The organism is Motilimonas sp. 1_MG-2023 (genome assembly GCF_030547455.1).
Taxonomy (GTDB): domain Bacteria; phylum Pseudomonadota; class Gammaproteobacteria; order Enterobacterales; family CBDFNC01; genus Motilimonas.
Window position 1 is genome coordinate 75336 of the sequence record NZ_JAUOPX010000013.1, and the last position, 26042, is coordinate 101377.

29 protein-coding genes are annotated in these 26042 nt (G+C 44.1%); 11 read left to right on the forward strand and 18 right to left on the reverse strand.

What is annotated here, in order from left to right:
* Nucleotides 1-61: 61 nt before the first annotated feature.
* Entirely contained in the window at nucleotides 62-607 is a 546-nt protein-coding gene (smrB, locus tag Q4519_RS09155) for an endonuclease SmrB (RefSeq protein ID WP_303511727.1), read from the forward strand.
* Nucleotides 608-621: 14 nt separating this feature from the next.
* On the opposite strand, the gene Q4519_RS09160 is transcribed toward smrB, so the two are convergent.
* The gene (locus Q4519_RS09160) at nucleotides 622-831 is read right to left on the reverse strand and encodes a DUF1107 family protein (RefSeq protein ID WP_232800533.1); all 210 of its coding nucleotides are present in this window, start codon (nucleotides 829-831) and stop codon (nucleotides 622-624) included.
* Between the two features lie 225 nt (nucleotides 832-1056).
* Entirely contained in the window at nucleotides 1057-1533 is a 477-nt protein-coding gene (sixA, locus tag Q4519_RS09165; RefSeq protein WP_232800532.1) for a phosphohistidine phosphatase SixA, read from the reverse strand.
* A 213-nt stretch (nucleotides 1534-1746) separates the two neighbouring features.
* On the opposite strand from sixA, the gene Q4519_RS09170 reads away from it, so the two are divergent.
* Entirely contained in the window at nucleotides 1747-4518 is a 2772-nt protein-coding gene (locus Q4519_RS09170; RefSeq protein ID WP_303511730.1) for an insulinase family protein, read from the forward strand.
* A 181-nt stretch (nucleotides 4519-4699) separates the two neighbouring features.
* Here the strand turns inward: Q4519_RS09170 and Q4519_RS09175 are convergent, their stop codons facing one another.
* The 10 genes from Q4519_RS09175 to dusC form a co-directional block, all read right to left on the reverse strand.
* The gene (locus Q4519_RS09175; RefSeq protein WP_232800530.1) at nucleotides 4700-5080 is read right to left on the reverse strand and encodes a VOC family protein; all 381 of its coding nucleotides are present in this window, start codon (nucleotides 5078-5080) and stop codon (nucleotides 4700-4702) included.
* Nucleotides 5081-5168: 88 nt separating this feature from the next.
* Nucleotides 5169-5363 (reverse strand): hypothetical protein, encoded by a 195-nt coding sequence (locus Q4519_RS09180; RefSeq protein ID WP_303511732.1) that lies wholly within the window; start codon nucleotides 5361-5363, stop codon nucleotides 5169-5171.
* A 363-nt stretch (nucleotides 5364-5726) separates the two neighbouring features.
* Nucleotides 5727-6149, reverse strand: a complete 423-nt coding sequence (locus Q4519_RS09185) for a VOC family protein (protein WP_303511733.1) — start codon at nucleotides 6147-6149, stop codon at nucleotides 5727-5729.
* A gap of 140 nt (nucleotides 6150-6289) precedes the next feature.
* Nucleotides 6290-6799 (reverse strand): peptide deformylase, encoded by a 510-nt coding sequence (gene def, locus Q4519_RS09190; protein ID WP_232800527.1) that lies wholly within the window; start codon nucleotides 6797-6799, stop codon nucleotides 6290-6292.
* Nucleotides 6800-6945: 146 nt separating this feature from the next.
* Nucleotides 6946-7341 (reverse strand): ACT domain-containing protein, encoded by a 396-nt coding sequence (locus tag Q4519_RS09195; RefSeq protein WP_303511735.1) that lies wholly within the window; start codon nucleotides 7339-7341, stop codon nucleotides 6946-6948.
* A 336-nt stretch (nucleotides 7342-7677) separates the two neighbouring features.
* Nucleotides 7678-8007 carry a YbaB/EbfC family nucleoid-associated protein gene (locus Q4519_RS09200; RefSeq protein ID WP_232800525.1) on the reverse strand — a complete coding sequence of 110 codons (330 nt, stop codon included), beginning with the start codon at nucleotides 8005-8007 and terminating at the stop codon, nucleotides 7678-7680.
* A 63-nt stretch (nucleotides 8008-8070) separates the two neighbouring features.
* A complete protein-coding gene (gene dnaX / locus Q4519_RS09205) occupies nucleotides 8071-10557 on the reverse strand; it encodes a DNA polymerase III subunit gamma/tau (RefSeq protein ID WP_303511737.1) in 2487 nt (828 codons plus the stop codon).
* An 8-nt stretch (nucleotides 10558-10565) separates the two neighbouring features.
* Nucleotides 10566-11111, reverse strand: a complete 546-nt coding sequence (gene apt / locus Q4519_RS09210) for an adenine phosphoribosyltransferase (protein WP_303511739.1) — start codon at nucleotides 11109-11111, stop codon at nucleotides 10566-10568.
* A 90-nt stretch (nucleotides 11112-11201) separates the two neighbouring features.
* On the reverse strand, nucleotides 11202-11561 hold the full coding sequence (locus tag Q4519_RS09215) for a YbaN family protein (protein WP_232800522.1): 360 nt from the start codon (nucleotides 11559-11561) through the stop codon (nucleotides 11202-11204).
* Between the two features lie 154 nt (nucleotides 11562-11715).
* Nucleotides 11716-12663, reverse strand: a complete 948-nt coding sequence (gene dusC / locus Q4519_RS09220; RefSeq protein WP_303511742.1) for a tRNA dihydrouridine(16) synthase DusC — start codon at nucleotides 12661-12663, stop codon at nucleotides 11716-11718.
* Between the two features lie 304 nt (nucleotides 12664-12967).
* Here dusC and Q4519_RS09225 point away from each other — a divergent pair, with 304 nt between their 5' ends.
* Complete coding sequence (locus Q4519_RS09225) at nucleotides 12968-13357, forward strand: TraR/DksA C4-type zinc finger protein (RefSeq protein ID WP_232800520.1); 390 nt, start codon at nucleotides 12968-12970, stop codon at nucleotides 13355-13357.
* Nucleotides 13358-13530: 173 nt separating this feature from the next.
* On the opposite strand, the gene Q4519_RS09230 is transcribed toward Q4519_RS09225, so the two are convergent.
* Nucleotides 13531-14226, reverse strand: a complete 696-nt coding sequence (locus tag Q4519_RS09230) for a DUF2057 domain-containing protein (protein ID WP_303511745.1) — start codon at nucleotides 14224-14226, stop codon at nucleotides 13531-13533.
* Nucleotides 14227-14309: 83 nt separating this feature from the next.
* A complete protein-coding gene (locus tag Q4519_RS09235; protein WP_232800518.1) occupies nucleotides 14310-15371 on the reverse strand; it encodes a porin in 1062 nt (353 codons plus the stop codon).
* 565 nt (nucleotides 15372-15936) lie between these two features.
* Here Q4519_RS09235 and dinG point away from each other — a divergent pair.
* The 6 genes from dinG (at nucleotide 15937) to Q4519_RS09265 (ending at nucleotide 21116) form a co-directional block, all read left to right on the forward strand.
* Nucleotides 15937-18003, forward strand: a complete 2067-nt coding sequence (dinG, locus tag Q4519_RS09240) for an ATP-dependent DNA helicase DinG (protein ID WP_303511746.1) — start codon at nucleotides 15937-15939, stop codon at nucleotides 18001-18003.
* Nucleotides 18003-18788, forward strand: a complete 786-nt coding sequence (locus Q4519_RS09245) for a TSUP family transporter (protein ID WP_232800516.1) — start codon at nucleotides 18003-18005, stop codon at nucleotides 18786-18788. The genes dinG and Q4519_RS09245 overlap by 1 nt, the downstream gene beginning before the upstream one ends.
* The gene (priC, locus tag Q4519_RS09250) at nucleotides 18782-19348 is read left to right on the forward strand and encodes a primosomal replication protein PriC (RefSeq protein WP_232800515.1); all 567 of its coding nucleotides are present in this window, start codon (nucleotides 18782-18784) and stop codon (nucleotides 19346-19348) included. Before Q4519_RS09245 ends, priC begins: the two co-directional genes overlap by 7 nt.
* 3 nt (nucleotides 19349-19351) lie before the next feature.
* A complete protein-coding gene (locus Q4519_RS09255) occupies nucleotides 19352-19939 on the forward strand; it encodes a DUF2057 family protein (protein ID WP_232800514.1) in 588 nt (195 codons plus the stop codon).
* The gene (locus tag Q4519_RS09260) at nucleotides 19936-20094 is read left to right on the forward strand and encodes a YbaM family protein (protein WP_232800513.1); all 159 of its coding nucleotides are present in this window, start codon (nucleotides 19936-19938) and stop codon (nucleotides 20092-20094) included. Before Q4519_RS09255 ends, Q4519_RS09260 begins: the two co-directional genes overlap by 4 nt.
* A gap of 203 nt (nucleotides 20095-20297) precedes the next feature.
* Nucleotides 20298-21116, forward strand: a complete 819-nt coding sequence (locus tag Q4519_RS09265; protein WP_303511750.1) for an arylamine N-acetyltransferase — start codon at nucleotides 20298-20300, stop codon at nucleotides 21114-21116.
* Nucleotides 21117-21217: 101 nt separating this feature from the next.
* Here the strand turns inward: Q4519_RS09265 and rluF are convergent, their stop codons facing one another.
* From rluF to Q4519_RS09285, 4 genes are all read right to left on the reverse strand, one after another.
* A complete protein-coding gene (gene rluF, locus Q4519_RS09270; RefSeq protein WP_303511752.1) occupies nucleotides 21218-22201 on the reverse strand; it encodes a 23S rRNA pseudouridine(2604) synthase RluF in 984 nt (327 codons plus the stop codon).
* An 84-nt stretch (nucleotides 22202-22285) separates the two neighbouring features.
* Nucleotides 22286-23197: a pyridoxal-phosphate dependent enzyme gene (locus Q4519_RS09275; RefSeq protein ID WP_303511754.1), complete on the reverse strand. Its 912-nt coding sequence runs from the start codon at nucleotides 23195-23197 to the stop codon at nucleotides 22286-22288.
* An 11-nt stretch (nucleotides 23198-23208) separates the two neighbouring features.
* Nucleotides 23209-23508 carry a BolA family transcriptional regulator gene (locus Q4519_RS09280; RefSeq protein WP_303511778.1) on the reverse strand — a complete coding sequence of 100 codons (300 nt, stop codon included), beginning with the start codon at nucleotides 23506-23508 and terminating at the stop codon, nucleotides 23209-23211.
* 46 nt (nucleotides 23509-23554) lie between these two features.
* Nucleotides 23555-24013, reverse strand: coding sequence for an isoprenylcysteine carboxylmethyltransferase family protein (locus Q4519_RS09285; protein WP_232800509.1), 459 nt, complete (start codon nucleotides 24011-24013; stop codon nucleotides 23555-23557).
* A 321-nt stretch (nucleotides 24014-24334) separates the two neighbouring features.
* Here Q4519_RS09285 and purE point away from each other — a divergent pair, with 321 nt between their 5' ends.
* A complete protein-coding gene (gene purE, locus Q4519_RS09290; protein WP_232800508.1) occupies nucleotides 24335-24820 on the forward strand; it encodes a 5-(carboxyamino)imidazole ribonucleotide mutase in 486 nt (161 codons plus the stop codon).
* 1 nt (nucleotide 24821) lies between these two features.
* On the forward strand, nucleotides 24822-25961 hold the full coding sequence (locus Q4519_RS09295) for a 5-(carboxyamino)imidazole ribonucleotide synthase (RefSeq protein WP_303511757.1): 1140 nt from the start codon (nucleotides 24822-24824) through the stop codon (nucleotides 25959-25961).
* Nucleotides 25962-26042: the final 81 nt, after the last annotated feature.

The following is a 26042-nucleotide window of genomic DNA, read 5'->3' on the forward strand; positions in this document are numbered from 1 at the left end:
TCCAACTCGGTTAGTATTGCCGGTTTTACACTCATTCAATTGAATTATCAGGGGCCCAGAGATGACAAACAAAGAAGATCTAGACGACTTTTCTCTGTTTAAAGATGCTGTATCCGGTGCCCGTAAGATAAAGCAGGATACCATAAAACCGGATAAACCTAGGATCAAGGAAAAAATTCAGCGCCAAGAAATAAAACATGACCGAGTACGTGATGAGTTAGAGGAGGATTATTTTTCTGATTTGTACGAACCCCACCTCGAAGAGCAAGGCCCTACACGTTATATCCGTCCCAGTGCAGATAAATATGAACTGAAAAAATTGCGCCGCGGTGATTACGCGCCGGAGATTTTTTTAGACTTACATGGCCTCACTCAACAGCAAGCCAAAGCTGAGTTAGCCGCCTTAATTCGAGAGTGTAAAAAACGCCACTATCAAACTTGCTGTGTGATGCATGGTATTGGCACTCATGTTCTAAAGCGAAAAACGCCGCTTTGGTTGGCACAACACCCTGATGTGGTGGCATTCCACCAAGCACCATTAGAGTTTGGCGGCAATGGCGCACTGTTAGTACTGATTGAAATAGAAGAAATGTACGCGCGCCGTTAAAACCAAATAAACGCTTATGCAGCGGTAGCTAAACGCAGCGCTTTAATATGCTTGTTAACCTCTGAAGCGGTTTTTTTATAATGTAATGGCGCCTGCTCTGTAAAGAGTAACTTCGCTTGGTTAAATTCAAACCGCCCCACGCCTTGAATAAAAATTTGGCCTTTAAAGTAGCTTTTCACGTATTTTGCAATTTTCACTGGGTTATACACTTTAAACTCTTTCATTACCTGCTCAGCTCTTATGTTTTAAGAAACCCGAGCAGCATAAAGAGACTGTGTGACAGTTTTATATCAAACAATTGTCATCTTGGTGACAAGATCTATACCCAAACTACTTGGAGTTGCAGGTAGGCGGCAAGTGAGTGAACCTCATGCGCATAGATAAACTATGTGATTGGGGTGAACGAGCTTAGCCCACATCGCTGTAGCTTCAAGTAGAAAGGGGATATATCAAAATTGAAATAAGCTATGGGGGGCATGTAAGAAGTGTAATTGACCTTGTAGATCATCGTCTAGTTCAATGCAAGCGATGCCGCTGGTTGCAAAAATAGGCGAGCCTTCATCAGGGCAGAGCTCACCCACTAAATAACCCACCAAAGGCAGATGAGAAACAATAAGTACTTGCTTCATGCCTTGCTCTGCTAACTGAAATAAATGATTAGCCACAGCGGTAGTATTGCCAGAAGGAGTTAAGAAAGCTAACTCTTCGAGCGACGAGGCCTGAGGTAGGTGAGGTTGAATCGCACTAAGCGTCTGCTGAGCCCGTAAATATGGACTGCATAGGATATAATCTAACTTACTTACCTGAGGCGCCAGCCAACGCGCCATTTTTACCGACTCATCATGTCCCTGTTGCGTAAGTGGACGCATTGCATCGGTTTTTGCCAGCATTTCTGCTTGGCCATGGCGCATAATATAAACAAGCATTAAAACATCACCTGAAAGAGCTATATAAGTAAGTTGTCTAGTTTACGTTGCTATCACTTTTGGTAAAAGCACTTGCATCAAATTAATGAGATTTGTTTGCGAGAGAATTTTTGCGCCATAATAATAAATACAAATGAGAACGCCTTGGTTTTATACTCTTTTTAGGTCATTGTGGTAATGGGCCTTTTCTTTTAATACATCGGAGCCACTACCTTGCTTAAAAGTCCTAATGACAAAAAAGACTATCAATTCTTAACCTTAACGAATCAGCTTAAGGTGTTATTAATTCACGATCCCAAAGCAAACTCCGCAGCAGCCTCAATGGCAGTGAATGTCGGCCATTTTCACGATCCCATCAAGCGCCAAGGCATGGCACATTTTCTTGAGCATATGTTGTTCTTAGGTACTGAAAAATACCCTCAGAGCGGCGAATATCAACGCTTTATTAATCAGCATGGTGGCAGTAATAATGCGTGGACAGGCACAGAGTTTACTAATTTCTTTTTTGATATAGACCCACAATACCTTGAAGCAGCCTTAGATCGTTTTAGCCAGTTTTTTATCGCGCCACTTTTTACCTCAGAGTTAGTAGACAAAGAGCGTCAAGCAATTGAATCAGAGTATCAACTTAAACTTAATGATGACGTGCGTCGACAATACCAAGTGCATAAAGAAACCGTTAACCCCGCCCACCCTTTTGCCAAGTTTTCGGTCGGTAATAGCCAAACCTTAGCAGACACAGAGCAGAGCTTAGCGCGAGATGACTTACTCGCTTTTTATCAACAGCAGTACTGTGCGTCGCGGATGACGTTAGTGATTTCGTCTAATCATCAGTTAGATGAGCTCGCATCATGGGCACGTCACTACTTTGGCGACATCATCGATAAAAAACTGCCGAAATGGACAATTGAAACGCCGCTCTATACCAAAACAGAACTAGGGCTTGAGATCCATGTACAGCCAGTGAAAGACCACAAGAAACTGTTTGTTGCTTTTGCACTACCTTGCATCGATCATTATTACAAAACCAAGCCCTTGACCTATCTCAGCCATATTTTAGGTAATGAGTATCCAGACAGCCTGTTTTCAGTGCTAAAACAACAAGGTCTAATCAACAGTTTAAGCGCTGGTGGCGGAGTCAGCGGTTCAAATTTTAAAGATTTTAACATTTCATTTGGCTTAACAGATAAAGGGCTGGAAGAGCGCGATGAGATAGTGAATCAACTATTTGCCTACATTGCGCAAATAAAACAACAAGGCCTCGACAGTTGGCGTTACCGTGAAAAGCAAGCCATTGTGGAGCAAGCCTATCAGTTCCAAGAAACCAGCCGCCCAATCGACGTGGTGTCTCATTTAAGCATCAATTTACATCACTACCAGCCAGAGCATGTGATCTACGGCGACTATATTATGGCCGGATTTGATGAAGCGGAACTGCGCCAGTTACTTGACTACTTTTGCCCGAACAACATGCGCATATTAGTCAGCGCAGCAGGGTTGGCCACCGATAAAGAAGCCGCTTGGTACTTTACCCCTTACGCGGTGAAAAAAATTGAGCCTGAGCGAATTGCCCACTGGCAACAAATCGGTATCAACCCATTACTCAAATTACCCCCGCCCAACCCCTTTATCGTGTTAGGGTTAAACGGCACGCAAACTGGCCCTTCCACGGAAAAGCCAATCATCCTCAGGGATCAGGCTGGGTTTCGGGTTTGGTATAAAAAGGATAATACCTTCAATGTCCCTAAAGGCAGCCTCTACATTGCGGTTGATTCAGAGCACGCGGTAAAAAGTATTCGTCATATTGCCATGACACGATTGGCGGTAGAGCTATTTTTAGACTTACTCACCGAAATCACTTATCCCGCTGAAATAGCAGGATTAGGCTATCGTATTTACTCTCATCAAGGTGGCTTTACCCTGCACTTTAGTGGCCTAACCGCAAAGCAATATTTGTTAGTGCAATTAGTGCTCAGTACTCGTAAATTCGGCAAAGTTGACTCCGACCGATTTGAGCACATTAAAAGCCAACTCATCCGCAGCTGGAAAAACCAAAAGCAAGGCAAACCTATTTCACAGCTGTTTAGTCAGCTCACTTCACTGCTGCAACCTGCCAACCCACCCGCCAGCTTAATGGCCAAGGCGATCAGTGACGTCACGGTAGACGAAATGCCCGGATTTGTTGAGCAACTATACAAACAAGTACATATTGAAGTGCTTGCTCACGGCGATTGGCAACAACAAGAAATTGAGACCTTAGCCGACTTTTTATTAAAAGAGCTGGCACCAAACAGCACGCCGGGGGCTGAAACTAAGCGCAGATTAGTCGATATATCCCGCAAAGGCAGTTTAGTGCGCGAGGTAAATTGCGATCATAATGATTCCGCCATGATAGTGTATTACCAATCAATGCACACCACACCGATGCACGTGGCCCGCTACACCTTAGCTAACCATATAATGTCAACCACCTTCTTTCATGAATTGCGCACGCGTAAGCAACTTGGCTATGTCGTGGGCAGTGGCAACTTGCCGCTCAATCGTCATCCGGGGATAATTTTTTACATTCAAAGCCCGGTCGCCGGGCCACAACATTTGTTACGCTGTATTGACGAGTTTATTGACACCTTTGCTTTAGTGTTAATGGAGCTCACCCAAGCGCAATGGGAAATAAGCAAACAGGGATTAATCAGCCAAATAACCGAAAAAGACGCTAACCTAAAAAGCCGTAGCCAACGTTACTGGGCTAGCATAGGTAATAAAGACTGGCGTTTTGACCAACGTGAACAAGTGGCCAGTGCCTTAGAAATAATGACCCGTGCAGATTTGATCCGTTTTATCACACAATTAAAATCACGAATTTCCGATAGAGTGATCATGTGCAGTTACGGCTCAGCGCACGACGGCAGCGATAAACTCACCCAAGGTAACTTTATTTGGGATCCGGGCGAATTTAAACTGATGGCACCGAAATTTATTAATTAACCCCGAAAGCGAAATTTGCCGGAAAAATACTCTGTCCATTGATAGCGGGCTAAAGCAGCGCTGGAGTTAATTGACAACCTTGCCTGTTTTGGCGTAATACAATAAGCCGAGCAATGTTCGGCTTATTTCATCGCGGTAATATCAATAAATACAAGCCATTACATCATGCGCAGCGATCACACTAAGAGACGAAATGGGTAGCACAAACCTTGTTACCTGACGGATCGCGTAAATAAGCCAAATACAACTTACGCTGTCCATTTCCTCTCACACCAGGTGGCTCTTCACAGGGCGTACCACCGCTAGCTGCGCCCGCTTTATGCCATGCATCTACCAATTCTGGACTACTTGCTTTAAAACCAATCGTCATCCCGTTACCCGACGTTGCCACCTCGCCATTAATTGGCGACGTAATCGCAAAAACGCCTGCGGGCGTCACATAAAAACAACGCCCCTTCTCGTCAAACACACCTTCTGGATGACCTAAAACTGCCATAACAGCATCATAAAATGCCTTTGATGCAGCAATATCATTTGCACCAACCATTACGTGACTGAACATACTTAATCCTTATTGATTGAAACGTAAAAACTATACCTCCCTGAAGACACTCGAGATTCGATAACTGGACGGAACTCAAAAGACGTCTTCACGATTGTGGTTTTTCTATACGATTACTTATTTTACTTAAATACAGAAATGGGACGAACCAAATTGCAATAAGTATAATGACAATGTTTTGCGTTAAATCTTTATCTGCAATTACATATGAACTGACTAACATTACCACGGCAAATAATATTGAAATGGCAATGTTTGCCTGCATTTCTTTTTTACGATTCATTTCTTCACTCCTTAAAAAGATTGAAAACGACCATAGTTGAAAAATTCATTATTAAGTGCTAAATACAGCGCTAAACCATTTTTTGCTACTTCAAAAAATTGATTTTCACCGGATTGTTCATACAGGGCAAACGCATGAATATTTTTCGAGCGTTTAGTGGTGTTTTCTTAGACGAATATCTGCCGCAAGGATGCGGCAGTTAAGCCATCAACAGCTTCTGAGGGATGATTTCACGGCGTTTCGTATAAGAAAATTCCACTTTGTTCGCTTGGTTGATTGTATTTTGTACACTCATGCGCTCGCCCTGATTATTCATACTCCTGACTAAAGGCTCATTCATTAATTCATGTATGACACCGATTTTTATTTTGTTGCGCCTGAATTATCGCAACAAAATCGAAACAAATACCCGTCAGGATCTTGCACAATAAATTGCTTCTGTATGGCAACGAGATCTGCGCATTGGTATTCTTTAGTCTCTAGTTCAAGATAAATAGAGTCGGGTGCGCTGGTCTTTACCCTCGAATATAAATCATCAATATCAGCAACATCCCATTGAAAATTGACGCCTCGACCAAATGGTTTCTCCATTTCACCAGTAAGCCATCGCCGCCCCACCCCAGCGATACCTTCAGCCATAATATCTACGCCGCCGAAGGTGAAATAAACAAATTGCTCTTCAATTCTTTCATATTTCACTTCAAAGCCAAATACTTCAGTATAGAATTTTTTAGTTACTTCAATATCTGCACAATAGAGTTCTGGGACTAACTTCAAGTTGGACATGTAAACCTCTTATCATTACGGCGGCCATATTGATTATGGCCGCCAATGAAAATGCAATGTGTACAGCGTATCAATACATGCTTATTAGATTAATAATTGCAATAAAAATACATTAACACTTGTTTTAAATCGCCTTTTAACTAGGCCCTTGTATTTTCTTTGATGTATTTCTTAACCTTTTTCAGTGCTACTTGACGCTTTAGGGGAGACAGATAGTCAATAAATAAATTACCTGATAAATGGTCAATCTCATGCTGCATGGCGATAGCCAGAAAGTCATCGCTTTCAATTGTGATTGGCTTACCTTCTCTGTCTAAAGCGGTTACCACAACCGACGTAAAACGCTCGACATCGGCATAATAGTCAGGAATCGATAAACACCCCTCTTGCCCTAGTGCTTTATCTGTTCCGCTGACCACTTCTGGATTGATCAGAATTAACGGTTCATTGCGACTATCTGAAAGATCGATAATGACAACGGCTTCTTTACGACCAACTTGAGTAGCAGCGAGTCCGATGCCATTGTCTGTCGCGTATAAGGTTTCCAACATATCATCAATCAATGTTTGTACAGATTCAATATCCTGCACTTTCTCGGCCTTAATTTTAAGCCTTGGATCAGGCGCGGTGAGAATCTCTAAAATGGCCATATTTACCTCTTTATATTAAGCCCAGTCGTGCTCAAAAGAGCTGTTAATACGTCGCGACTATTCATTTAGTTCTGCCAAACCATAAAATGTGACTGTAATATGACGCGACTCTTTGCAATAGCAATGTCTGAATGCAATGGCGCACTTTATATATTGAACTCTTGTAATGCTAGCAATGCCGCTTCGGCTTTACTGGATTGAACAAAAATATGATCGTGATAGTAAGCCGCCAGTACATTGGCACTAATACCTTTAGATGCCAATTTTGCCGAGACCGCAGCAGTTAAACCAACCGCTTCTAAGCTTGAATGTACGGTTAGGGTTATTTGGCGAAAACTCCCCTCAAATTGCAAATTAGCACGCTCTGCGCAGCTCTTTTCTAGTACCAGAGTAAGCCCCTCAGATTCAATAAAGGTTGCAACTGGGCTCAACACTAAATAGTCACAGAGATTGCCTGCAACAGTACAAAACACAAACTCCGGCTCCTTTAATTCAGGCGACATGGAGCGAAGTAATTCATCTAATTCGGTAATTCCTGACATAATAGTTCCTTGAAAATTGCTGGGAGAAGGACGAGCCGATACTAGGCTAGGATCTATTGCGCACACATTGCTTTTTAGATTTAGTTTTGAGGTTTAATGGCGTAAAAGATTAGCAACCCATTGAAATAAATAAAATTACAACTGAGTTTCAATGGCCGTTTTAGCAAGTTTTGCACCGAGTTCCCAGCATCACTTGGCCAAAATATTGTTGATATTGTTTTAATATAAGAAGTGAAAAAACCGTACCATCATTTGCTTTTCAGGTACAAAAAGCCAAGTTAGCTTGCTTTTAACAAGGCAACTTGGCTTTTTACTAAGGCTTAGTTAGCCAAAGTATTAGAACGGCATTTTCATACCTGGTGGTAGTTGCATACCGCCAGTCACGTCGGCCATTCTATCTTTGCTATTTTCTTCAACGCGGCGCACAGCATCATTGATCGCAGCAGCCATCAAATCTTCTAGCATCTCTTTGTCGTCTTCCATTAGGCTAGGATCAATTTCAATGCGGCGCACATTATGATTACCAAGCATGGTTACTTTAACCATGCCTGCGCCGGCTTCACCGACCACTTCCATTTTGGCAATTTCTTCTTGTGCTTTTTGCATCTTGTCTTGCATTTGCTGGGCTTGCTTCATCAAGCCAGACATTCCACCTTTACCAAACATATTCTTTCTCTCATTCAGGTTAATGGTTTAAATGTTGGGGCAACCCAACTTATTTCAAGGGCATTATAAGGGTTTTATACTTTCTTCATCCACTGACGCGCCAAAACGCTGAATAAAGAAGTTAATTGCCTCATCTTGTTGGATATCTACTTTTGCTTGAGCCAATCGAGCAAGATAAATGGCTTGCTCAATTTCCACCGGCGTTTGCATGGTTTCATGCTGGCCTATTACAATTTCAACCTGCTCTACATTGGGCAATACGCTTTGCAACGCCGCCGTGATCTGACCTAAATTACGGGCATTGTCTAAATGCTGACTGCTGGGCTGTAACATTAATTGCACTGCATTTGGCGTTTGAATACAGACACTGTTAATGGCGAGTTGACGTAATATGCCCACTAAGCCCATTTGTTCAATCAGCAGACACCAAGGGTCGTTATTTTGCGGTGAAAACTTACTCGCCATGTCGGGCATGGCACGGGTATATTCGGCTTCGGTTCTAGCCGATATTGCGGGCGCTGGCGCTTCAACAGGCGCGCTTTCAACCGATTGAGCTTCGCCTGTGTCCCATGGCACATCAGCGAGCGGCGCAATTTGTGAACTAGGCCTACTTGCCACTGGTGTGACTGGCGCTTGTTGCTGCGTTACTGGCTGGTACAACGGTTGCTGTGAAGCAGGCGCGCTCGCTGGCGAGGCGTCAAAACCGTCATTTGTATTTAAGTGTTGCGGTGCAGATAAACTGGGGTCGTATTCATCGGTTTGGAAATACTGCGCATAGTCGTTGTCATAGGCCTCGAGCGGCGGTAGCTCATTAAATCCCTCTGGAATATCATTGCTTGGCGCAGACGATTGCGTAGCAGTGATTGCAGGCGTCTGTGCTGACGGCCTTGAGCTTGTTGGCTGAGAGCCAGACGTTTGCGAGACAGGCGTTTGTGAGACAGGCGCAGCGGCCACCGGCTGAGGTTCAACACTCGGTTTAGCTGGCGTGGTCACTTTTTTTACCACCGGCTGTTTTTTACCTGCCTCTAACGCCAGCTTTCGGCTGCGCAGCATATTACGGGTTTCAAGGGCATTACTGACACTGGGCATGGCGGGTTGCGCTGATTCCGACTGTTGCGTTGTCTGCGCTGGTGATTGCGCCGCCATCGTCGCCGTTATGACTTCCTTGGGCTGTGCTGGGTTAGCATCATCACTAAGTGATTGCGCAGCTTTTGGTTTTTCTTGTTTGTTAGCATTATTTGCTTCGCCGTCGTGACCAACGACATGAGATGGTTGCGCGGCTTGCACTTCCGTTTCGGCCGCAACCTGAGGCGTTGATTCTATAACAGACAAGGGTCGAGCGGGTACTCCAAGCACGGGCTCGTTCGTCGTCGCAGGACTAATTTGAGCAGGCTGAGCTGCCGAGCTAGTTACACTCATAACATTAGCGACAGGGCTAGCTGGCGCAGATGGCAAGCTGGTGGCGACTTTTGCAGGATGAAAGGCAAGCATGCGCATTAACGTCATTTCAAGCCCGACTCTGGGCTCTGGTGCCAGTGGTAAGTCTTGCTTGCCTTTTAATGCAATTTGGTAATAAAGCTGCACTTGCTCTGGCGACAATTGTTCGCTGAGTAATTGAATACTCTCACTGTTGTCTAAACCATTTAGCGTCGATGGCAGCATGTGAGCAAGAGCAACTTGGTGCAAGGTGGCGGCTATTTCATTGTGCACTAAATCAAAATCTGGCCCAAGGGTCACTAATTCAGCCACTTTGTCGAGGGTATTTTGCGCGTCACCTGCGGCAACAAAGTGCAATAATTGAGTCACTTGCTGATGATCTAAGGTGCCAAGCATCGCCAATACGGGCTGATAGTTTACTGCCCCATTACCAAAGGCGATAGCCTGGTCGGTCAAACTTAAGGCGTCTCGCATGCTGCCATGAGCGGCTTTGGCTAACGCCTGCAGCGCGCCTTGCTCGTAGCTGTGTTGCTCTTGATCGAGAATGTAGGCCAGTTGCTGATTAATATCCTCACTGCTTAAACTTTTTAAATGAAACTGCAAACAGCGAGACAAAATGGTAATCGGTAGCTTTTGTGGATCTGTGGTCGCTAATAAAAACTTAACATATTCCGGCGGCTCTTCTAAGGTTTTAAGCAGCGCATTAAAACTGCTTTTCGACAGCATATGTACTTCATCAATAAGGTAAACCTTATAACGACCTTGTGCTGGCTTATATTGCACATTGTCGAGTAGCTCGCGCGTGTCTTCGACTTTGGTGCGCGACGCCGCGTCAATTTCCAATAAATCAACAAATCGACCTTGATCTATATCTTGGCAATGATGACAAACGCCGCAAGGCTCTGATGTCACCCCTTTTTCACAATTTAGACTTTTTGCAAGAATACGCGCAATACTGGTTTTACCCACACCGCGAGTACCGCTAAACAAATAAGCGTGGTGCAAACGATTTTGATCAAGTGCATTCACCAGTGCTGTTAGCACGTGTTGTTGCCCCACCACTTGTTTAAAGTTGTGTGGTCGCCATTTACGTGCCAGCACCTGATAGCTCATGGTATTAATTACTCGCCTGCAAATTGGATAAGACTAAATAGCTCTACATTTTGAGCATCTAGTTTGGCTTTGCCGTTTAACTCCGGCAGTTCAATCACCACACCAGCCCCCACCACATCGCCTTTTAGCTCGTGGATCAACTTGATTGTGGCTTCTAGGGTGCCGCCCGTTGCTAGCAAGTCATCAATCACCACCACTTTTTCGCCCGGTAAAATGGAATCTTTATGAATTTGCAGCATGTCGGTGCCGTATTCTAAGTCATACACTTGCACCACAGTGGCTCGAGGTAATTTGCCCGGCTTGCGTGCGGGTACAAAACCCGCGCCAATGGCGGCGGCCACTGGCGCCCCAAAAATGAAACCGCGCGCTTCGGTGCCCACTACTTTATCAATGCCCTTGTCTTTATAGTGCTCAGCTAATAACTCAACCGTTTTAGCAAAAGCTGCCGCGTTTTCAATCAAGCTAGTGATATCGCGAAACGTGATCCCTGCTTTTGGGTAATTTTCGATAGATTTAATGCTGTCAGTAAGCAGCTTGAGCGTGGCAGAGTCCATGATGGGTCCTATTTGAAGAGTGAATTTAACAAGCCGTAAGCTTATTCACTTGGCCTGTCCCTTTCAAGAGATAGCCAAGTAATTTGCGGCTTAAGTTTCTTTTAAACTAAGCATCCAGAAGAACAAGCATAAAAAACAAACCACTAATATTGCTTTTATCCATAACAGTGGTGCCCAGTAAATTGAAATAGCAAACGCACAACTCATCATCAGCAAGGCTTTACGTTTAGTGGTTTTGGCAATTGAGCGATCCCTTTGCCAGTTTTTGATCATTGGACCAAACCATTGATGATTTAACAACGCTTGATGAAAGCGCGGTGAGCTTTTGGCAAAACAAAATGCAGCTAATAAAATAAAAGGAGTGGTGGGTAACACAGGCAAAGGAATACCAATCAACCCAAGCACAAAAGCCAGGCTGCCTAGCACAAAGTAAAATGGCCGTTTTAGCAACTTGATATATCCTTAGTCATTCTATATTAACCTCCGTTCTGTTTACGCCTAGCCAAATAGAAAATGTTTACGGAAACAATACGTTTCCAAGAATATAGTGACAGCGTTTTTGCCGCAAAGCACACTACTTTGCTTATCAAGCATTAGGGTTATATTAACCCTCCCACTGATGTTGATGGCGGTCTAAAATCGCCAAAATTTCATCGGTTTTACGGCATGGACGAATATCAGAAAATAATGCATCTGCTTCAGGGTAGCTACACACAACATACTTCAGCCACTGTTTTATTCGGTTACTAAAGTACAAATGCTTATCGCCGCGGCATTCTAACCCTGAGTAACGAATTAATAAATCCAGTACCTCTCGCCAAGGCATAGGTTCGGCTTTTAATTTGATCACATTACATAAATTTGGCATCGCCAAGGCGCCACGCCCTAACATTAAATCATCACAGCCACTTAAAGCCAAGCAACGCTCAGCATCGTCAAGTTGCCAAATTTCACCATTAGCAATAACAGGGATCGCAATCCCTTGGTTCATGTCACTGATCGCAGTCCAATCAATGCGATCCGCACGGTAACCATCAGCTCGAGTGCGCCCGTGTACGGTTAATTCACTGGCGCCACCTTGATACGCAGCATCGGCAATTTCTAAGCGCTGTAATTTACACTCCCAGCCTAATCGTACTTTTACTGAGACAGGCTTGTCTGGCACCGCCCCTCGCATCCCCTTGACCGCTTGGTAAATCACTTCGGGCTCTTTTAATAATGCCGCGCCGCCATTAGAGCCGTTTACCGTTTTAGACGGACAACCGCAATTTAAATCAACGCCTGCCGAGCCTAATTCAACCGCACGATAGGCGTTTTCAGCCAGCCATTGCGGTGATTGTCCAAGCAGCTGTACCCGCACGTCGGTACCCGAATCCGTTTTGCCACCTTGATGCAATTCTGGACACAAGCGATAAAACACTTTTTTTGGTAGCAGCATGTCAACCACTCGAATAAATTCGGTGACACATAAATCATACTGATTAATGCCCGTTAATACCTGCCGCATTAAGGGATCAACGACCCCTTCCATCGGGGCCAACACAATACGCATAGTTTGCCTCATTTTAATAGAGCGCGAATTTTAGGGGCTTATGACAGCTTTGTCACTCACTTGCAGAAACTTACTTGTTGCTGTGATGGCAACACTTCTACTGTCCGTTGTTACGTGGTGCGCCGCTGCCCATGACACACCCCTTGCTTATCGCTTTGGCACCTTCGATCCGTTTTGGTATAGATCTAAATCAATCTAAGTTAATTTGTTGATGTAAATGATTTTAACTTTGACCTATATCAGCACCAAAAAGCCCTAAGGTCACTATGCTTTAGCACTAAATTATCATTTGCCAGAGCAAACAATGACAGAACATGAATTAGCCGATGTGACGGGGTTTCAAACCTTACTCACACAACAACTCATTGACTACAAACATCAAGTTTTAGCGATATTAAACAATGCGCAACAATCGAGCCACCAGCTAGCAGCATCGCAATTATTGAAGCTGAGTAATAGTGATTTTATTGAAGCCGTGGTGCGGTTAGACATGCCACAAATAAGCGAAAAAGTTCGCTGTATTAAGCGCATTGATGCGGCTCTTTGCCAAATTGAATTCGGTCTTTATGGTGTTTGTTCAGATTGCGAAGAGGCTATTGAGCCTGAATTATTAAGCAGCGATCCCACCGAACAACGCTGCTTAAGCTGTAAAACTAAGTTTGAAAAACGCAAAAAAGGCTTCATCGCGCTTTAGCAACGCTGCAACTGTTCCCCTTTATTTTATGCAGTTAAGGTCTGCGGGTACGGGTACAGGCTCAATCCTATTTCTCAATTCATTAAGCAAGCCGTTAATTCAAGGATGAATCAGCGAGTGACGGTCAACGGACACGCTCATTCCCACCGCTTACTGCCAACGCCGATACACAATTACATTTGCTCTAACGCCCATTGTAAAAAGGCTTTTTTCTCAGTATCCGTAAGTTGAGAAAATGTTTGTTGTGTCATTTCAAATGCTGAGCTTGTTGCCGTAGCAGATGACGACATTGAGGATGTTGTGGTTGATTCGACTTGTGAGGACTCTGCCAGAGTTGACGCCTTAGGAAGCCCAATAACGGTTTCACTCATGACCAACGCAGCAACCCCTTTGCTTTGATTATAAGCTTGTACTTCTTGCTCAAAATCACGCGTTAGTTGCACGCCTTCTTTGAACAGCTCGTCTTGCACCAATGGCACGGATTTCCCATCTTGGTCAACCAGAGTAAATACCGGATTTTTAGCGTATTTATCAACGGATTTGGCGGTATATAAATGCGGCTTTTCAACACGAATATGACTTAAACCATCTGTCGAAAACGTCAACACTATGGGTTGAGATTTAGCAATGCCACGCATATCTTCTGTATTCACCACACCACGCGGCGCAGCAAAACGCAGCACGACTTGCTGCTTCCCTTCATCGGCTAAGGTAATACTGCGATCATTTTTAAAAAATACATTACCCGATTCTTGACCATTAACCACCAAAATTTCGTACATATTCGGCACATTTAACTCGGTAGCAGAGGCTATAAATGCGCTACAGCTTATAACAATAAATGCCATCGCCTGATTTAATCGTTTCATCAAGATTAATCCCAACCCACAAAGTAGAAAAACACAAAAGCCAGCTCTAGGCTGGCTTAACGTATAATATTAGTTACCAGTGATTACCACTCGTAACGTAGACCTACAGAAGCCACGCCGCCTTCTTTCTTGGTTAGTCCCGACCCATTAAGCAGCGCGCTGCCTGTTTGGCCATGACCATTGTTGTAGCTGTAGTTAGCAAAAATTGAAGATTGTGCCGTTAGCTTGTATTGGCCTTCAATGGTCCAACGATCTTGGATCTTCTTGTCTGACGAAGGTGCATCTTTAAGATCTTGGTAACGGTAACCTGCGCGTGCTACAAACTGGCCAAAGTCATAAGCCACAACGGCATCGGTCCCTTTCGTTTTATCATTGCCACCCGCAAAGGCATCAAATTTTTCTTCTACATAAGTTGCACCTGCGTAGAAATCACCTAAGAAGTATTGCGCACCCACACCATAAGTTTGATATTCCTTCACTGAAGAAACGGCTTTTGGCTGAGCATCGGCTTTATTGAATTGGTACATAGCAACAGGTACTAACATACCCATATCGCCTAGCTCAATGTTGTAACGCGCGGCGGTGTTGAAACCGTAGTCAATTGAACTATTTGTAATGTAAGCCGCTGAAAAATCTAAATCACCAAAGCTATTACGGTATTGGAAAGTACCGTCTTGGCGAAATACCAATGCCGCACCAGAATCCACAGTGTTTACATTAGCACCCGCAACCACGTCACCGCCGGCGTAGAAAATATCACCAATGTCCGTAAACATGATAAGACCTGATGCAACGCGACCCGCTTCAACGCGACCGGCGTCAGCCATGTCTAAACCAGCCCACACGTAACGAGCATTCCAGCTAGTATCAGAAGAACCTGGCTCTTGGCTTAATTGATATTGCGCTTGGCCGATAACAGCCATGTTTTCGTTAACAACTTGACGACCATTAAAGCCTAAGCGCGCGTATACTGAACCTTCAGTTTCGCTATCGCCATTAACATCATCTTTGTTTACGAAGTTAGCTTCAACACGGCCGTACATATTAAGTACTGAGCCATCTTCTGCTTTGTAGATTTCAGCTGCGTTGGCTGCACCCGTTGCAAGAAGGGCGGGTACTAGTGCTGCAAGAATTGTTTTTTTCATTATTTCACTGCCTGTATATTTATTGAATGCCATCGAGTTAACATCCTCGATTTGATTGTCCGTTTTAAGTGCAGTGCTTCCGTTGCGGGGCGCATCATTACAAACAAATAAAAACTGGTCAACACAGGAATAGCAACATAAACACCTGATAATAGAGGTAAGCATGATATTAAAGTCCAACTTAAAAGCTTAATACCTCTTTATGCCACTCGCTTCGAAGCAATCGGTTTCCATTTCTTAAACGTTATCCAGCTAACTGATAAATAAGAAATTAAATCATCCTATCTGTTACTCTCTCACCACATCACGCTGCGGCTAGCAGATTAACAATATGATTTTTTATTTACAATAATATATTGAACTAAAAAAATTTTTAAACGCTTAAAAATTAAACACCTTAGTAAATGTAAAGTTGAACTCTATTTACAACATAAACATTAACTCCTTGCTTTATTTGCTAAATTTGCTGCCATACAACAGGGTTTTAACGATTGCTATTCGAACATCCTTGGGCAAAACCAGATAAGTTGTTACAATCACGCCTCATTTATTTATCGATTTCGCCATGCTAAAACCACAAGTAAAACAGCTCATTCGTGAGACCTATCAGGCAATCAGCCAATCTTTGCCCGACTATCAGGTACGTAAAGAGCAAAACTACTTGGTCGCCGAAATCGCAAAAACCTTGGCCGGTGAATACGACCCACAACGTCGGATTTTGGTGGCTGAGGCCGGCACAGGTATTGGTAAGTCTTTAGCCTATCTACTCGGCGGTTTAGCCGTGGCGCAAAACCAAAACAAAAAATTGGTTATTTCCACCGCGACAGTGACGTTGCAAGAACAGCTCATCAACAAAGATTTACCGTTTTTTTTGCAACATAGCAGCCTAAAATTCACTTTCACCTTAGTCAAAGGGCGTGGCCGCTATTGCTGCGAGCACAAATTACGCGAGCATGCCGACCCACAAGATGGACAACAGGCTCTTTGGGATGAAAAACCCAAAAAGTCTGATATTGATTTAATTAAGCGACTATTTAAGGCCTACCAAGAAGGTAAATGGCAAGGAGACCGTGACACTTGGCCGATGCCAATTGCTGATAATGTTTGGCAACAAATCATAGCCGACAAACACAGTTGCAGCCGCGCCTTGTCTCATCACCACCAATGCCCGTTTCACCGCGCGCGTGACGAGCTAGAAAAAGCTGACGTATTAGTCGTCAACCACGCGCTGTTATTAGCAGATACCGAACTCGGTGGTGGCATCATCTTACCCGACCCAGATAGCTGCTTTTATGTGATGGACGAAGCGCACCACTTGCCCAGTATCGCGCGCGACTTCGCCAGCGCCAATATCGCCATTAATGCCAGTATTAACTGGCTCGGCAAGCTAGAGCTCCTTAACCGAAAAGTAGCGCAACAAATCAGTGGCCAATCGACCATGGCGCCGGGCAGTGAAATGGTAAGTAGTGCGCTCAGCATTAAACAAGAGCTTGGCCATGTTGCCAGTTTTTTTAATGCAAATACCAGTCTATTTCAAAATGAGTCAACCTACCGTTTTGCCATGGGCGAATTACCCGAGCCCCTCACGGTACATGCCTGCGCCATCCGCGATGAAACTAAAACGTGTTTAAAAGCACTTAATAAGTTACTCAGTATCATCGCCGAGCAACTTAAAGACGGCGACATCAAAACAAAGGTTGCCGAGCCATTGATGGCCGACGTTGGCAGTAATGTGCAACGTTTAGAAAACTTTTTTCAACTTTGGTTTATGCTCGCCAAAGAGCCTACGGGGAAACACGCCCCCCTCGCTTGCTGGGCCAAACGGTTAGAGCAAGCCGATGCAGACATCATGCTCGCCGCCTCTCCCATTGAAGTGGGAGGATTACTGGAAAATCAACTGTGGTCACGCGCTGCGGGTGTATTTTTATGCTCAGCAACCTTAACCGCTTTAAACAGCTTTGATTTTTTTCGCCATCAAAGTGGCTTAAAAGAGCAAGATGGCACCCAGTACTTGCGACTGCGCTCTCCCTTTGATTACGACAAAATCACCTTACAAATCCCGCCCATGCAACACGAGCCCGGCAATGACGCCTATGATAAAGAATTATGTGAGTTGATTCCGGCGCTGTTAGCAGAAAAGCAAGGCAACTTAGTGTTATTTGCTTCGTACTGGCAGATGCGGCTAGTGGCTGAAAAAATTAAGGGCAAAGTTAAAGTGCCGCTGTTGTTACAAGGTGAATTGTCGCGCTCTCAAATGCTCGAACAATACAAAAGCCGTTGTGATAAAGGCGAAACGGCCATTATGTTTGGTACCGGCAGCCTATCGGAAGGGTTAGACTTACCGGGGCACTATCTAACTAACCTCATTATTACTAAACTGCCTTTTGCGGTGCCCACCTCGCCCGTAGAAGAAGCGCACGCAGAATGGATTGAAAGTAAAGGCGGTAATGCTTTTTTACAAATCACCATACCTGAAGCCAGTAAAAAACTGATCCAGTCCTGTGGACGATTAGTGAGAAAAGAGAACGACTGGGGCAAAATAACGATTTTAGATCGTCGCTTAGTTACCCGTCGCTACGGTAAAGGGTTGCTTGATGCCCTGCCGCCATTTAAGAGAGATATTCAATATTAATGTTTGAACTTAGTTTTGCTTTGCCCGTTGAACCAAGCTTGTTGCTGCTGTTATGCGGTGTTGGTCTGATTGCTGGTTTTATTGACGCGGTCGTCGGTGGTGGTGGTATGCTGACCATCCCTGCCCTATTAAGTGCTGGATTACCGCCTCATGTCGCCCTTGGCACAAACAAATTAGCTGCAACCTTTGCCTCGTCCACCGCAGCATGGACTTATTATAAAAAGCAGTTATTTAACCCCGCATTCTGGCGCAAATCCTTTTTAGCGACAGGGATCGGCGCAATCAGTGGCACCTTAGCCGTTAACTTTGTGAGTACTGAATTATTAGAGAAAGCTCTGCCTTTGGTCATACTGGCCACTGCTATCTACACCATATTTAGTCAATTCCCTAGTGAGAAAAGTCACTCACTGCCAAAAAATGACCCCAAACTAGCAAAGAAACAATGGCTCCAAGGCAGTATTTTAGGTTTCTACGATGGTATAGCCGGCCCCGGCACGGGGGCTTTTTGGACCGTATCGAGTATGGCTCTTTATAAAGTTAATATTTTATTGTCGTCTGGCTTAGCCAAGTCAATGAACTTTACTAGCAATTTCTTGTCTTTAATTACGTTCATCATGCTTGGCCACATTAATTGGATGCTAGGACTGAGCATGGGGGCGTGTTTAATGATAGGCGCATATTTAGGCGCACATTCTGCGATCCGCTTTGGCGGCAAGTTTATCCGCCCTATTTTTGTTTGTGTGGTGATTGTAATGGCAATTAAATTGGCAATTGAAGCATGGTAGATATTTCACAACTGTCAGCCCGTTTAGCACAACTGACCCAGCAGTGCCAAACTTTAGATAACCAATTAACAGCGCAGCAGCGGGAAAACTTTCATTTCAATAAAAGCTTGTTTGCCAAGCCAGAAAAAAGTTTAACGGGCTATTGCAATCAGGTCGGGCAAAGGCTCAAAGATCTTGAACAAGCATTAACCGAAGGAGTGTCAAACCAGTTGATAGCACATCGATGTGAAGCGCTAGCTGATCAGTTTGCTGGATTATTAAAGTTAGTCGCTCAAGCGCAAAAAGGTAACGGGCAGCTGTTTAGTCATCACCCCGCACCTGAAGAAAAAAAACTCTACCAAAAACTGCAAAAACAATATGAATACGAACGACGATTAGAGCAAATGTTGGCACATAGTAAACAGCAAGGAGCAAGACTCATTGGCGCAGAAAAACGCAGTGCTCAACAGGCTACCAAAACCTTAGAAGAAAGACTCGAACGCTGTAAAACAGCTACCTTTGCTGTTGAATTGGCGATTAGAGAATTCGAGAGCTCTAGCGCCTTTATTGGGAATTTTTAGATCATGACATTGCGTTTTTTCACCTACCTGATCTGTTTACTGAGCAGTACAGGCGTCTTTGCAGGTAGCCAAATTCAGATTCCTTCGATGTTTAAATTGCTCTATCACAACGGCGAAAAAACTCAGCTAACCTTTTATAATAAAGCGCCATTGCAACTATCTGCTGGCAGGCAACAATTGGTTTTACAATACCAACAAGCCTTTGATGGTGAAGCCGATAGCGCCTTTATCTCTGTGCCTATTGTTTTATATTTTTTTGCCAAGCCAGAGCAACAATTGCGCATACTGGCCAGCAAGCCGAGAACGGTAGAGGAGGCGCGCAGTTTTGCCCAAACACCTGAATTTAGTTTAGTGGACATGATTAAAGGCACAGAGATTGCCTTTGACACGATTTTAACGCCACGTTTTGGCTGGCAAAATGGCCCTAACATCGCGCTGCTTGATGAAATCAAAAAAGGCCAACAACAACCTGATCAACAACGTATTTTGAACCAACTTAAGCTTCTTTACCAAAGTGCGAATACAGAAAAACAGACACATTTTATCCAATGGCTAAAGCAAGAGAATCAAATTTCAAAGGAAGTACCATGAGCTTAACCAATGCCCCAAAACATATTCAATTAGCCGTTGATCTGATTCAGTTACTGGAAGAAAACCAAATAGATATGAACACAGCTGTGGCGGCGCTCGAAGTCGTACTGACGGATTGCAAAAATAAACAAGCTAGTAACAACAAGGCTAGCTGAAACCTTAACTAAAGTATTTCTCATCCATGGCTTCATCGTTTATTAACGAACAAAGATAGATTGCTGCTTGGGTTTTACTAAGCGAAAGCCGCTATACGCGGCCTCCCTATCATTAATTGTCTTTCTCAACATAGGTTGATTACAAGTCGAGTGAGCCGCATTATCATCAGTGTTATATCAATGTCTCGAATGAAGGAAACATAATGACACTCTCGGATATAGCTAATGATTACGTCGATGATTTAGGCTTGCGCCCCGCTACCTTAGATTTAGAATTTTTACAGCGTCTGAATCGCGCGCACCTTACTCATTACACCTTTAATAGCCTATCAGTAGTATTGGCGCAGGAAATGCCATTAGATGTGACGCATCTGCACAATAAAATTGTTACTCGCCGCCGCGGTGGCTATTGTTTTGAACATAATAAATTGGCGTTACATGTTTTATCAGAACTGGGCTTTGATGCACGTTTACTACTGGCTAAAGTAGTCTATAACCGAGATACTGACGTGCCCCGCACCCATCGCATTAGTTTAGTGACCCTTGATGGCGATGATTACTTATTAGATGTAGGGTTTGGTCCACTTGGTCCACGCCATCCCGTCAAAATATCAACCCCTGAAGTACAACAACAAGGTAATGAGCAATTTAGAATAGTAAATGTTGAGCGCGGCGAATTAGGCTTACAAGTATACAAAGACGGCGATTTTTTCACTCTTTATACCTTTAACTTACATCATTATTCGGAAGCGGAATGCACGCCAGCGCATTTTTACTCCCATAAATCGCCTGATGCTGCATTTGTGAATAATTTAGTAATAGCGAAAAAGTCGGATAACCAAACCGAATCGTTGCGCAATGGCACTTGGCAGCGTACCGATAATGGCACCGTAACAGAGCATACCATCGCTAGCAAAGAGCAACTGAATACGGTGATGAAAGAAGTATTTGATTTAGAAATCGACTTAGCGACCGCTGCATTTTTATTCAAAAAATTCGTGCAACCGAGTCTAAATCAATAGCCAGGTTAAGCGATTTATGAGCCATGTAATGTGGTAATTTTTCAAATGCTAGTTATTGCAATGGCCGATGACCGCACAGCAGGTGCGGTCACATAGATAGATTACTTTTTATGGTTTTTGCTTTTAAAACCCGCGTAAGGATTCTTGCTATCGCTCGATCCTTGAGCGCGCTTTTGCTCATTGCTGCGTTGACTATTGGCATTGCGCTGTTCGCTACTATATTGACTACCCAATGCATCTTGACGCTTAATTGAATCAACGCCGCGTGTCGAGAAATGACGCTTGTGACCAATTTTAACTGTCCCCAATTTCGCCGCTTTTTCTTGCTGAGCCTGTGACACTTTAGTCGAAGCATCTTCGGTCTTGCTGGAGCCCGCTAGCATAGCGGTAATATCTTGCATTTCGCTGTCGGTCAACTCACGCCATTCCCCTTTACGGATGTTTTCTAACGTCACATTCATAATACGAATGCGTTTTAACTTAGTGACGTTGTAACCTAAATATCCACACATACGACGAATTTGCTGGTTCAAACCTTGGGTTAGAGTAATGTGAAAAATAAATTGGCTTTTCTTTTTCACCGTACAACGTTGGGTAATAGTACCGAGGATCGGCACCCCTTGCGCCATACGACGCAAAAATTCATCGGTGATCGGCTTATCAACAGTGACCACGTATTCTTTTTCATGTTGATTACCAGCGCGTAAGATTTTATTTACAATATCGCCATCACTGGTTAAAAAAATCAACCCTTCTGATGGTTTATCCAAGCGACCAATAGGGAAAATACGCAGCGGATGATTAATGGCATCAATCACATTGCCATGAACGTGACGCTCAGTGGTACAAGTAATGCCTTCTGGCTTGTAATAGGCTAAGTAAACCGCTTTTTGTTTCGGCTTGACTGGTTTGCCGTTAACCAGCACGGTATCTTGCTCGGTTACTTTAACGCCCACACCAGCCACACTGCCGTTAACGTTAACTTTACCGGCTTCGATTAACTTATCGGCTTCGCGGCGCGAGCAGTATCCCGTTTCACTAATGTATTTATTTAGCCGTTTTGGCTCACTTGCTGGGTTACTCATCACCTGACTCCGAGAGAGAAAAAGCGAATTTTAGGGGGATAAAGCCACGACTGCAAATAAAACACTCGTTTAATACAAAGAACCTTAGATAAATAACGCGGGAAATTTACGCTGATAACGCGCCAACATGCTGATGTTACCTAATACGCCGCCTTGATGCAGGTATAGCATGGGAACCTTCGGCTCACGTTTAATCAACTCAGGCACCACATAAAGCCAGGCGAGGGGGTCATATAACAGCTCAAATTCCACTTTAGTTTGCCCTACCAGTTGTTGCCATATGGAAATAAATTCAACGTAAAGTTTACCAAAGTGATGTTTCTTAACGGGCACGATAATCTCAGGGTAGCGATCTAAATGAGGCGCGAGGGCTGAAAACTGCTGCTGCAAATAATCACGGTCGCCGACACAAGGACAAGTCACCACATTAAACGGTAAGTGTTTTTGTAAAAATAGCGCCGTGGTGCCCGTGCCTGAGGGGAGTACAAGATTGAGTTGCTTTATGCCCTGTTGGTGTGCCCACGCCATGATTTCTTGTGCCAATTGCGCAATGCCCCACTCCGCTTCTTGCATCCGGCCCCCCTCAGCGATAAGCACAGCATTAGGTTGATGTTGCTGCTGCCATTGCTGCAAATACGGCTCTACTTGTGCGCCTTTTACATGCGGCGGTAAGCAAATGATATTCGCGCCAAGGGACAGAGCATGCGCATAATTACCACTGGGGGATAATTGTAAAAACTGCGGTAAGTGTTGCACATAATAGTCAAGCTTTGCTCCTTTAAGCTTGGCCAGTGCCGCCAAACTTAATAGTGAATTAGCTTGCGCTGAACCATTACCAATCAGTGTTTTACCTGCCAGGTCTGTTTGCGCTAAAAGGTAGGCAAATTTGCGCGCCTTGTTACCTGAAAAATCAGGATGGAGCAGATCGTCGCGCTTTAACCAAATAGAGTGCCCAGCAAAATGAATTGTTTGAACAGGGCTAGGCTGCAATTGCATCGCAGATGTCATTAACGACAAGCAGGTGAACGGTTGGCTTGTTGGCCTTTTGCTTCCCACTCTTGTGGGGTAAATGTATGTAGCGCTAAGGCGTGAATGTCATTAGCCAACTCGTGCGCGAGTAATTCATTGATGGCGCGATGGCGAGCAATTAAACGTAAGCCTGTAAATGCTTCACTCACTAACACCACGCGAAAATGACTTTCAGCGCCGTGATCGGAGCGATGCTTGTGACTTTCATTTTCCACTTCAAGTACCACAGGGGTAAAGGCTTCGGTTAATTTGGCGGTAATTTGCTCTTGAATCACTATCTTTCCTTAAAGAGAATAAAGCACTATTTTAACGTGCTTACTATCATTAAAGCCAGCGCCGAACGCGTTGGCAGTATTGGGTAAACTCATCACCAAATAGTCGTGTAAGAGCCATTTCCTCGGGTTTTATCTGAAACTGGTTCATGTACAGCACAAATAAGGGTGCGGCAAAAAAACCGCTGAGGGTTTGTAAATAAAAAGCCCAAGTAAGCAAACAGGCCAATAAACCTAAGTACATAGGGTTACGACTGTATTGATAAACCCCCGTTGTGACTAACTTTGTCGCCTGCTCTGGGTGCATCGGGTTAACGGTTGTGTCTGAGCGGCGAAATAATTGCACCCCAGCCAGACCAAATATCAACCCGATGATTAACGTTACACCTCCCCCCAACATAGACACCAGTGCCGGTAAGCTAGCAATAGGTAACCAAAGTGATACTAATTTAGCGATCACCATCGCCACCAAAAATACGCCAACAGGTAATACTTTAAGAGATAAGGTCATGGCTGCGCCTTAGTAAAAATAAAAGTTATTCTATCGTCAATTTTCTTTTTATGACTAAAGTTTATTCAAAAACCTACAGATATAGGCATCTATTAGTGGAAAAATATTTTTAACAAAGCTAATGATTTGTTTTAAATGATATTTAGCCCATTTAACCAATACTAAAATCGTGGCTTATATTTGACTATTGATGAGCCATTGTAGTATTAATGGCCGCAATTTTCCCACCTGACCAATAATTAAACCTGATGCCTTTGGCTCAGGTTCAAAAATAGTTGGTTTTAGGTGGTTTTGGATGTAACAAGGTTGGAAGGAAGTAACATGAAAGTTGGCATCATCATGGGGTCTAAATCAGATTGGCCTACAATGAAAAACGCAGCAGATATGCTAGATCATTTCGGCATAGCCTATGAAACCAAAGTCGTTTCGGCACACCGTACTCCGCAGCTTCTGGCTGATTATGCTGGCGCTGCTGCTTCTCGCGGCCTAAAAGTAATTATCGCTGGCGCAGGAGGTGCTGCTCACTTACCTGGTATGGCTGCTGCATTTACTAGCTTGCCGGTACTGGGCGTACCCGTTAAGTCTAAAGCCCTTAATGGCGTAGATTCATTACTTTCAATTGCACAAATGCCCAAAGGCGTTGCTGTCGGCACCCTCGCTATTGGCGATCCTGGCGCTGCAAACGCAGGCTTATTGGCGGCCCAAATTCTCGCGACTAGCGATGCTGAGCTAATGAGCAAAATCGATACCTTTAGGAAAAACCAAACCGAGACAGTATTAGCTAACCCAGATCCATCTGAGGACTAAAATGAAAGTCTTAGTATTAGGTTCAGGCCAACTTGCACGTATGATGTGTTTGGCTGCAGAGCCACTTAACATTCGTACCCTAGCCTATGATGTGAATCAAGACTTAGTGGTTCACCCGATCACTCAATTACCGATGAATATGTCTTACGCTGATGCCATCAACGAAGTGGACGTGATCACGGCTGAGTTTGAACATATTCCTGCGCCAATTTTATCTTTAGCGCAGCAAAGCGGTAAATTAAAGCCCGGTGCCAATGCCATTCAAGCAGGCGGCGATCGCCGAGTTGAAAAAGCTTTACTAGGCCAAGCTAAAGTGAACAATGCTAAGCATCATCTTGTCAGCGATGAAGCAAGCTTTAATCAAGCAATCAAAACGCTCGGCTTACCCATCGTATTTAAAACCGCTAAAGAAGGTTACGACGGCAAAGGTCAATGGCGTTTAAAAGAAGCCAGTCAAGCCCAAGGGATCTGGCAGCAAATGGCTTCGGTTTTATCCAGCAGTGATGCCAGCCAAGCAATCGTTGCCGAGCAATTCGTTCCTTTTCAACGTGAAGTATCGATGATCGGCGCGCGTAATGCTCAAGGTGAAATAAAAACCTACCCGCTAACGGAAAATCATCACGAAAACGGTGTACTAAGTGTTTCCCTCGCCCTAGGTGAGAACGACGTATTGCAGCAACAAGCTGATCAAATGTTTACTGCCATTGCCCAAGCTCTCGATTATGTAGGCGTACTAGCCGTTGAATTTTTTGATTTAAATGGTGAACTGTTGGTTAACGAGATAGCACCACGCGTACATAACTCTGGTCATTGGACGCAACAAGGCTGCTATTCCAGTCAGTTTGAAAATCACATTCGCGCAGTGTGCGGTTTACCATTAGGTGATACTCAGCTTATTCAGCCTAGCCTGATGGTGAACCTATTAGGTGAAGCTCAGGTCAATAACCAAGTACTCGCCCTGCCGAGTGTTGGCGTCCATTGGTATAATAAAGAAAATAAGCCAGGGCGAAAAATGGGTCATATTAATGTTAGCGCAACAGATAAAGCAACATTAACCAATAAACTGTCGCAGCTAAAAGATCTGTTACCAATCAGCACCCATCAAGGCATTGAAGCCGTGTTAGGCAAGCTTACCAGCTAACTCGTCATGCTTTAAAACAGCAAGGTGTATATAAAAAACCAGCTTCGGCTGGTTTTTTTATCAATTTTCATCACTAAATAC

What these genes read in the sequence shown, in the direction of transcription:
- Q4519_RS09200 (WP_232800525.1), bottom strand. Translation starts at nt 8,007, where the DNA reads ATGTTTGGTAAAGGTGGAATGTCTGGCTTGATGAAGCAAGCCCAGCAA.
- Q4519_RS09245 (WP_232800516.1), top strand. Translation starts at nt 18,003, where the DNA reads ATGTTTGAACTTAGTTTTGCTTTGCCCGTTGAACCAAGCTTGTTGCTG.
- Q4519_RS09160 (WP_232800533.1), bottom strand. Translation starts at nt 831, where the DNA reads ATGAAAGAGTTTAAAGTGTATAACCCAGTGAAAATTGCAAAATACGTG.
- Q4519_RS09180 (WP_303511732.1), bottom strand. Translation starts at nt 5,363, where the DNA reads ATGAATCGTAAAAAAGAAATGCAGGCAAACATTGCCATTTCAATATTA.
- Q4519_RS09295 (WP_303511757.1), top strand. Translation starts at nt 24,822, where the DNA reads ATGAAAGTCTTAGTATTAGGTTCAGGCCAACTTGCACGTATGATGTGT.
- apt (WP_303511739.1), bottom strand. Translation starts at nt 11,111, where the DNA reads ATGGACTCTGCCACGCTCAAGCTGCTTACTGACAGCATTAAATCTATC.
- Q4519_RS09185 (WP_303511733.1), bottom strand. Translation starts at nt 6,149, where the DNA reads ATGTCCAACTTGAAGTTAGTCCCAGAACTCTATTGTGCAGATATTGAA.
- Q4519_RS09235 (WP_232800518.1), bottom strand. Translation starts at nt 15,371, where the DNA reads ATGAAAAAAACAATTCTTGCAGCACTAGTACCCGCCCTTCTTGCAACG.
- dnaX (WP_303511737.1), bottom strand. Translation starts at nt 10,557, where the DNA reads ATGAGCTATCAGGTGCTGGCACGTAAATGGCGACCACACAACTTTAAA.
- dusC (WP_303511742.1), bottom strand. Translation starts at nt 12,663, where the DNA reads ATGCGTATTGTGTTGGCCCCGATGGAAGGGGTCGTTGATCCCTTAATG.
- Q4519_RS09275 (WP_303511754.1), bottom strand. Translation starts at nt 23,197, where the DNA reads ATGCAATTGCAGCCTAGCCCTGTTCAAACAATTCATTTTGCTGGGCAC.
- priC (WP_232800515.1), top strand. Translation starts at nt 18,782, where the DNA reads ATGGTAGATATTTCACAACTGTCAGCCCGTTTAGCACAACTGACCCAG.
- Q4519_RS09225 (WP_232800520.1), top strand. Translation starts at nt 12,968, where the DNA reads ATGACAGAACATGAATTAGCCGATGTGACGGGGTTTCAAACCTTACTC.
- Q4519_RS09265 (WP_303511750.1), top strand. Translation starts at nt 20,298, where the DNA reads ATGACACTCTCGGATATAGCTAATGATTACGTCGATGATTTAGGCTTG.
- Q4519_RS09195 (WP_303511735.1), bottom strand. Translation starts at nt 7,341, where the DNA reads ATGTCAGGAATTACCGAATTAGATGAATTACTTCGCTCCATGTCGCCT.
- purE (WP_232800508.1), top strand. Translation starts at nt 24,335, where the DNA reads ATGAAAGTTGGCATCATCATGGGGTCTAAATCAGATTGGCCTACAATG.
- rluF (WP_303511752.1), bottom strand. Translation starts at nt 22,201, where the DNA reads ATGAGTAACCCAGCAAGTGAGCCAAAACGGCTAAATAAATACATTAGT.
- smrB (WP_303511727.1), top strand. Translation starts at nt 62, where the DNA reads ATGACAAACAAAGAAGATCTAGACGACTTTTCTCTGTTTAAAGATGCT.
- sixA (WP_232800532.1), bottom strand. Translation starts at nt 1,533, where the DNA reads ATGCTTGTTTATATTATGCGCCATGGCCAAGCAGAAATGCTGGCAAAA.
- Q4519_RS09285 (WP_232800509.1), bottom strand. Translation starts at nt 24,013, where the DNA reads ATGACCTTATCTCTTAAAGTATTACCTGTTGGCGTATTTTTGGTGGCG.
- def (WP_232800527.1), bottom strand. Translation starts at nt 6,799, where the DNA reads ATGGCCATTTTAGAGATTCTCACCGCGCCTGATCCAAGGCTTAAAATT.
- Q4519_RS09260 (WP_232800513.1), top strand. Translation starts at nt 19,936, where the DNA reads ATGAGCTTAACCAATGCCCCAAAACATATTCAATTAGCCGTTGATCTG.
- Q4519_RS09255 (WP_232800514.1), top strand. Translation starts at nt 19,352, where the DNA reads ATGACATTGCGTTTTTTCACCTACCTGATCTGTTTACTGAGCAGTACA.
- Q4519_RS09175 (WP_232800530.1), bottom strand. Translation starts at nt 5,080, where the DNA reads ATGTTCAGTCACGTAATGGTTGGTGCAAATGATATTGCTGCATCAAAG.
- dinG (WP_303511746.1), top strand. Translation starts at nt 15,937, where the DNA reads ATGCTAAAACCACAAGTAAAACAGCTCATTCGTGAGACCTATCAGGCA.
- Q4519_RS09230 (WP_303511745.1), bottom strand. Translation starts at nt 14,226, where the DNA reads ATGAAACGATTAAATCAGGCGATGGCATTTATTGTTATAAGCTGTAGC.